Source organism: Mesorhizobium sp. M7A.F.Ca.CA.001.10.2.1, assembly GCF_003998575.1.
Lineage (GTDB): Bacteria > Pseudomonadota > Alphaproteobacteria > Rhizobiales > Rhizobiaceae > Mesorhizobium.
This window is the reverse complement of the sequence record NZ_RZQY01000332.1, coordinates 1-6,455: the sequence shown is the minus strand read 5'-3', so window position 1 is coordinate 6,455 and position 6,455 is coordinate 1. Positions and strand designations below refer to the sequence as shown.

At 61.9% G+C, this 6,455-nt stretch carries 7 protein-coding genes; 6 read left to right on the top strand and 1 reads right to left on the bottom strand.

The window, feature by feature from the left end; translation table 11 throughout:
- The first annotated feature begins 67 nt into the window (after positions 1 to 67).
- Positions 68 to 973, top strand: a complete 906-nt coding sequence (locus tag EN964_RS20615) for a histone deacetylase (RefSeq protein WP_127266717.1) — start codon at positions 68 to 70, stop codon at positions 971 to 973.
- A gap of 66 nt (positions 974 to 1,039) precedes the next feature.
- Here EN964_RS20615 and EN964_RS20610 read toward each other — a convergent pair whose 3' ends face one another.
- Entirely contained in the window at positions 1,040 to 1,303 is a 264-nt protein-coding gene (locus EN964_RS20610; RefSeq protein WP_013533620.1) for a DUF6460 domain-containing protein, read from the bottom strand.
- 273 nt (positions 1,304 to 1,576) lie between these two features.
- Here EN964_RS20610 and EN964_RS20605 point away from each other — a divergent pair, with 273 nt between their 5' ends.
- The 5 genes from EN964_RS20605 to EN964_RS20585 form a co-directional block, all read left to right on the top strand.
- Positions 1,577 to 2,566: a glycosyltransferase family 2 protein gene (locus tag EN964_RS20605; protein ID WP_206517189.1), complete on the top strand. Its 990-nt coding sequence runs from the start codon at positions 1,577 to 1,579 to the stop codon at positions 2,564 to 2,566.
- A complete protein-coding gene (locus tag EN964_RS20600) occupies positions 2,559 to 3,260 on the top strand; it encodes a class I SAM-dependent methyltransferase (protein WP_127266715.1) in 702 nt (233 codons plus the stop codon). Before EN964_RS20605 ends, EN964_RS20600 begins: the two co-directional genes overlap by 8 nt.
- Positions 3,238 to 3,705 carry a GtrA family protein gene (locus tag EN964_RS20595; RefSeq protein WP_236383387.1) on the top strand — a complete coding sequence of 156 codons (468 nt, stop codon included), beginning with the start codon at positions 3,238 to 3,240 and terminating at the stop codon, positions 3,703 to 3,705. Before EN964_RS20600 ends, EN964_RS20595 begins: the two co-directional genes overlap by 23 nt.
- 38 nt (positions 3,706 to 3,743) lie before the next feature.
- On the top strand, positions 3,744 to 5,225 hold the full coding sequence (locus EN964_RS20590) for a hypothetical protein (RefSeq protein WP_127266713.1): 1,482 nt from the start codon (positions 3,744 to 3,746) through the stop codon (positions 5,223 to 5,225).
- A 196-nt stretch (positions 5,226 to 5,421) separates the two neighbouring features.
- Positions 5,422 to 6,455, top strand: a 1,034-nt coding sequence (locus EN964_RS20585; protein WP_164775904.1) for an acyltransferase, incomplete at its 3' end; no start/stop codon positions are given.

Here is a 6,455-nt window from a genome sequence, read left to right as displayed (position 1 = left end):
CGCAATCACTCTTCCCGTGACGGCCAACCGAAATCCCCGGCCTGGCGCGAGCCGCCGGATCCAGTTCATGCCCCTGCAGATCGTCCATAATCCCGACTACGATGCCGGCTTCGCCACCAACCATCGCTTTCCGATGAGCAAATATCCACTGCTGATGGAGGCGCTGCGTTCACGTGGCCTCGCCGGCCCCGACGCGCTCAGCACCGCCGAACCGGCACCGGTGTCATGGCTGGAGCTTGCCCATGCGGCGAATTATGTCGACCAGGTCGTCAACTGCCGCGTGCCCGAGAAGATCGAGCGCGAGATCGGTTTTCCGATCGGACCCCGCGTCTCGCTGCGCGCGCAGCTTGCCACCGGCGGCACCGTGCTGGCGGCGCGGCTGGCCTTGCGCCACGGCATTGCCTGCAACACCGCCGGCGGCAGCCATCATGCGCGGCGCGCGCAAGGAGCGGGCTTCTGCACCTTCAACGATGTCGCCGTCGCCGCGCTGGTGCTGCTCGCCGAAGGCGCGGCACAAAACATCCTGATCGTCGACCTCGACGTGCATCAGGGTGACGGCACGGCGGATATTCTCGCTGATGATCCGCGCGTGTTCACCTTTTCCATGCATGGCGACCGCAACTACCCCGTGCGCAAGATCGCCTCCGACCTCGATGTCGCGCTGCCCGACGGCACGGGTGACGCCGCTTACATGAAGAGGCTCGCCGCCATCCTGCCGGAGCTCTCCGCCCAAGCCCATTGGGACATCGTGTTCTACAATGCCGGCGTCGACGTCCATGCTGAGGACCGGCTTGGCAGGCTGTCGCTATCGGATGACGGCCTGCGCGCCCGCGACGACATGGTGATCAGCCACTTTCGCACGCGGGGCGTTCCGGTCTGCGGCGTCATCGGGGGTGGCTATTCAACTGACGTGCCCACGCTTGCCGCGCGCCACGCCATCCTGTTCGAGGTGGCCGCGGGCCACGCCCGATAGTACGATCTTGTCCAAAAACCGGGTGCCAGGGTTCGCTGACGCGGACCTGCGGTTCGGGATCATGCTCTACTTCCGGTAGTTGGCGAGCCTCAACAGGATGAACGCCGGCACGACGATAGCCGCGCCCAGCAGGATATAGCCGAGGAAACGGTCGATGGCGTGGAAGCCAAGATTCCACAGGTCCATGAAGAATTTGCGGATGCCGTAGAGCACATCCATCGGCGACCAGCCGAAGGCGTTCATGACCAGGCCGACGAGGAAAGACACCACCAGCAGTTTCAGGATCACCTTGAGCGGCGAGTCGCCAAGAAAGCGCGTCAATGCGGACAAGGCCCGTCTCCAGATTGAGGTACCCTGGCTAGAGGGCGTCAGCCAGACATACGCACTTGGCTTGTCCGCTTCAAGCCGGGAGTTCTGCGGGATAGCGAGACACCGAGCATAGTGTGGCCGCAAGCCGAGCCCAGGCGCATGGCAGACTGCCGGCTACTGCCGCAGCGATCCCGCTGGCTTATCTGTTTTCTAACCAATTGCCGCTATTCCCAATCGGATAGCGGGAGCAAGGCTTTGGTGGAGACGGAGAGAAACACCGCGCGACGCGGCGTCATGCTGTCGGTGGTCATCCCATGCTACAACGAGCTGGATGGCGTGGCCGAACTGCATCGGCGGGTAACGGCCGCATGCCTTGAACAAGGCCCTTCCTACGAGATCGTCCTTGTCATCGATGGCGCGACCGACGGCACGCGCGAAGCCATTCTCCAGCTGGCTGAAAAGGACGACCATGTCGTCGCCATCGACCTTGCCCGCAATTACGGCCATCAGATCGCGTTGAGCGCCGGGCTCGAATTCTGTCGCGGCCAGCGCATTCTCATTCTCGATGCCGACCTGCAGGATCCGCCTGAACTGCTCGGCGCGATGATGACGAAGATGAACGAAGGCTTCGATGTGGTCTACGGCCAGAGGCTGACGCGCGATGGCGAAAGCTGGTTCAAGCTCGCCTCCGCGTCCATGTTCTATCGCTTGCTGCGCCGGATGGTCGACGTCGACATAGCCCCCAATACCGGAGATTTCCGGCTGATGAACCGTCGCGCGCTCGACCATCTGAACGCGATGCCAGAGCGTTACAGGTTCATTCGCGGCATGGTGAGCTGGATCGGGCTGAAACAGGTGGCCTTTCCCTATGAGCGGCACCGCCGCTTTGCCGGAACCACCCATTATCCGCTGAAGAAAATGCTTCTTCTGGCGGTCGACGCGATGACCAGCTTCTCCATCGTCCCTTTGCGGTTCGCCTCGCTGCTCGGAATGATGTTCGGGCTTCTGGGCCTGGTCGTGCTCGGCTACACGCTGCTCGAATGGTCGGTCGGGAACGTGTTGCCCGGCTGGACCAGCCTTGCCGCGATCGTGCTGATCCTCGGCAGCGTCCAGCTTATGGTGCTCGGGATCTTCGGCGAGTATCTCGGGCGCATGTACATGGAGACAAAGCGGCGGCCGCTCTACTTCGTCAACGAGATCGTTTCGCGCAGCCAGGCAGTGGAGGGCGGCGAATTGCCGGTCCATCGCCTGCAGGAGATGGCAAAGAGGGCCGCACGTGCTTGAGGCGGAGTTCGACCGGTTTGCGCGGGAATATCAGGAGCAGCATGCCGCAAGCATAAGGCTGAGCGGCGAAAACCCGGATTTCTTCGCCAGGTACAAGATCGACGACGTCGCCGCGACGCTGCGGCGGGCCGGTGTCAAACCGCGACGAATACTGGATTTCGGCGCCGGCGTCGGCAATTCGCTAGGCCATATGCGCAACGCGTTTCCCGACGCGGAGATCACCTTGCTCGATCCTTCGCGGGAATCGCTCGACATCGCCAGCAAGCGCTTTCCCGGCCAGGCCGCCTTCACGCATTTCGACGGCAAGACAATTCCCTTTGCCGACGGCAGCTTCGACCTGGCCTTCGCGGCCTGCGTCTTCCACCATATTCCCGAGAACCTGCAGATCGGGCTGTTCGCCGAGATCGGCAGGGTGCTGGCCGATGGCGGCAGCTTCTTCGTCTTCGAACACAATCCCTGGAACCCGCTGACCACGCACGCGGTGAGAAACTGTGCCTTCGACGAAAACGCGGTTTTGATAAATTCGCGCGAGATGCGCGGGCGCATGGCCGAGGCGGGCCTTGCCAATACGAGGATCGTCTACCGGATTTTCTTTCCTCGGATGCTTGCGAGACTGAGGCCGTTCGAGCGCTTCCTCACCAAGGTACCTGTCGGAGCCCAATATTTTGCGCATGTGGTCAAGCCTGCCGTTTGACTTCCCGAGGATGCTGCGATTTGGCGCCGTCGGTCTGTTGAACACGGCGCTGGGATACGCGGTCATCCTGGCCGGGCTTGCGCTTGGTCTGGGCGACATCCTTGCCAACGCCACGGGTTATGCCGCCGGCCTTGTCCTCGGCTTCTTCCTCAACCGCCAATGGACCTTCAGCAGAGTCGACGGCTTCCAGCCCGGAACCGCGCTGCGCTACGGGGGTGTCTTTCTGGTCGCCTACAGCATCAATCTGGCCGTCGTGATCGCCGCCCGTTCGGCAGGCATCGTCGAAAACCCGCTGGTCCACCTCGCGGGAATCTGCGTCTATTCGGTGGTTTTCTATCTTGGCTCGGCCCGCTTCGTGTTTGTGGGACGTGGGGACGACAGCACCGACCGCACAGTTCGGGTGGCCGACAAGCCTCGGCGGCAGCCCGCCAGTCCAACACCTTGAACCCAACTGTCACCGGAACCGATCAGAGGCGGCGCATCATGAACGACGCTCAGGCCAGTGTGGCGGCCGCGACATACAACGAGCGGAACAGGCTGATCTTCTGCCTGCTCGCGGCCTTGGCGATGGCGGGTGCGTTGGCTGCCCAGGCAGGCGCCACCCTGCAGGATCCCGACAGCTGGTGGCAAGTGAAAGTCGGTCTCGATTTCCTGACAAACCGGACATTTCCGACGGTCGATCCTTACTCCTACACGTTTGCCGGCCAGCCCTGGATTGCCAAGGAATGGCTGGGGCAGGTCCTGCTGGCTCTTGCCTACCGGGCGGGCGGCTGGAACGTGGTCGTCACCGCGATCATCGCCTCGATCTCCCTGACGGTTTTCCTCATGGGGTGGTTTCTCAGCGCATGGCTGAAACCGATCCTGGCGATTACACTGGCCTTCGCGGCGGTGTTCCTGATCAACCCGATCTTCACGGCGCGTCCGCATGTCTTCACCTTCCCGATCATCGTCATCTGGACGGCGGTGCTGTTCGGTGCGGCGAGGGAAGAACGGGCGCCGCCCTGGTGGCTGCTTGTGCTGGTCGTATTATGGGCGAACCTGCACGCCACCTTCACCTTGAGCTTCGTCATCGCGGCTTTCGCCGGTCTCGATCTGCTGGCGCGCACGGGCCTGTCAAAACCGGCCCTGCTGGCGAAGTGGATCGCGTTCGGCCTGCTTTGCCCGCTGGTCAGCCTGATCCACCCGTACGGCGTCCAGGCCATCCTGGCGACGCTCGCCGTGGCTTACGGCAACGAGGCAGTGTCGCTGATCATGGAATGGAAACCGTTCAATCCGCCGGACAGTCCCGTCCAGGAAGCGGTGATGCTGCTGGCGCTTTTCGGGCTATTAGTGTCCCGATTGCGAATTGGCTGGGCCAAGGCGTTGTTCGTCGTCTTCACCTTGCATGTCTATCTCGCCCATGTGCGCTTCATGTACCTGTTCTTCCTGCTGATTCCGCTGGTGATGGCGGCCGAGGTCGCACAGCAATATCCCTCGCTTTCAGCCACCGCGTGGCTGGCCGAAAAGCGCGACGGGCTGGAGAGATTCTTAGCCAGACGGTTCTACGCCATTTGCGGCACGGCAGCCGTTCTGCTGATTGGCGGGGTCGCTGTGCTCGGCAGCGTCTATCAGGTAGCGCCAAGTCCGAAGACATCGGCCAGCGGGGCGCTGGCATTCGCGCAAAGCCATCATCTATCCGGCAACGTGCTGAATTCCTACAATTTCGGCGGCACGCTGATTTTCCACGGGTTCAAGACCTATATCGACGGACGGACGGACCAGCTGTTCCTCGGCGGTTTCACAAAGAGCGATAACGACACCGGACGCGGCGACGGCAAGCCGCTCCTCGAAGCCCGCCTGAAGAAATACGCAATAGATTGGGCGCTGCTATCGGCCGACGACAGCCGCATTCCCTTCTTCGACCAGTTGGGCTGGAAACGGGCCTATTCGGACGACTACGCGGTAATCTATCTGCCCGGCGCCTGATCCCGGTGCGTTCCTGGCGAATTTCGCGACAGCAATATATGCCTTGACACCCATGTTGCAGCGCAGCAAAATTGCTGCCTGAGGGTAAGCCTGTGAGATCGACGAGCCGGGATTTTCAGCACGATCGACGACATCGCCGCATGAGCGTGTCGGGTGCGGCCGCACGGATCCTGGTGGTCGCGCGCGGGCCGGCCGGATGAACTACCGGCGCGACATCGACGGTCTGCGGGCCGTTGCGGTGCTGCCTGTCGTGCTCTTCCATTTCGGCGTGTCCGCCATTCCCGGCGGCTTCACCGGTGTCGACATCTTCTTCGTCATATCGGGCTATCTGATCAGCGGCAGCCTGCTCGATGATCTTGAGCGGGGCCAATTCTCGATCGGCCGCTTCTACTGGCGCCGCGCACGGCGCATCCTGCCGGCGCTGACCTTCGTCATCCTGCTCGCGAGCATTGCCGCCTGGTTCATCCTTCTGCCTTCGGATCTCCACGAATTCAGCCTCAGCGTGATCGCCGCCTCGACCTTCTGGTCGAACATCTATTTCTGGAAAACGACGAACTATTTCTCCATCGACGCCGAACTGCGGCCGCTCCTGCACACATGGTCGCTTTCGGTGGAAGAGCAGTATTATATCTTCGCGCCGATCCTCCTTTATCTGATCTACCGATACGTCTCGAAGCGCTGGCTGACGGTACTTCTGCCGATGGCCATCGGCAGCTTTGCCCTGGCAGTCATAGCAACCTCGCTGGCACCGACGGCAGGGTTCTATCTCTTGCCGACGCGCATATGGGAGCTGGCGCTGGGCGCCATGCTGATGTTGCGGAAGCCTCCGGTCCTAGCCAGTCGGCTGGCGGCGGACCTGATCGGCCTCGCCGGCTTTGCCCTCATTGCATTTGGCTTTGTGATGATTTCGGACAGCGATCCGTTTCCCGGCTACAATGCCCTATTCCCCTGCATCGGAACAGCTCTGCTGATCTATGCTGGCCAGGATAGCGCCGACAGGCCGGCACCTGTCGCCACTCGCGTGCTTCGGTTGGCGCCGCTGGTCTGGGTCGGCCTCATTTCCTATTCGCTTTACCTCGTCCACTGGCCAATCAACTCCTTCGTCCATTATCTCTCCCTGAAGACTGTCGGTGTGCCAACGATTATCGCGATGACGGTTGCCAGTTTCGCCTTGGCGGCATTCTCCTGGAAATACGTCGAGCAGCCCTTCCGCCACAAACGAGCCTATAC

Bases quoted from the DNA above. Each gene is read 5' to 3' on its own strand.
- EN964_RS20615 (WP_127266717.1), top strand. From the start codon at position 68: ATGCCCCTGCAGATCGTCCATAATCCCGACTACGATGCCGGCTTCGCC.
- EN964_RS20595 (WP_236383387.1), top strand. From the start codon at position 3,238: ATGTGGTCAAGCCTGCCGTTTGACTTCCCGAGGATGCTGCGATTTGGC.
- EN964_RS20590 (WP_127266713.1), top strand. From the start codon at position 3,744: ATGAACGACGCTCAGGCCAGTGTGGCGGCCGCGACATACAACGAGCGG.
- EN964_RS20605 (WP_206517189.1), top strand. From the start codon at position 1,577: ATGCTGTCGGTGGTCATCCCATGCTACAACGAGCTGGATGGCGTGGCC.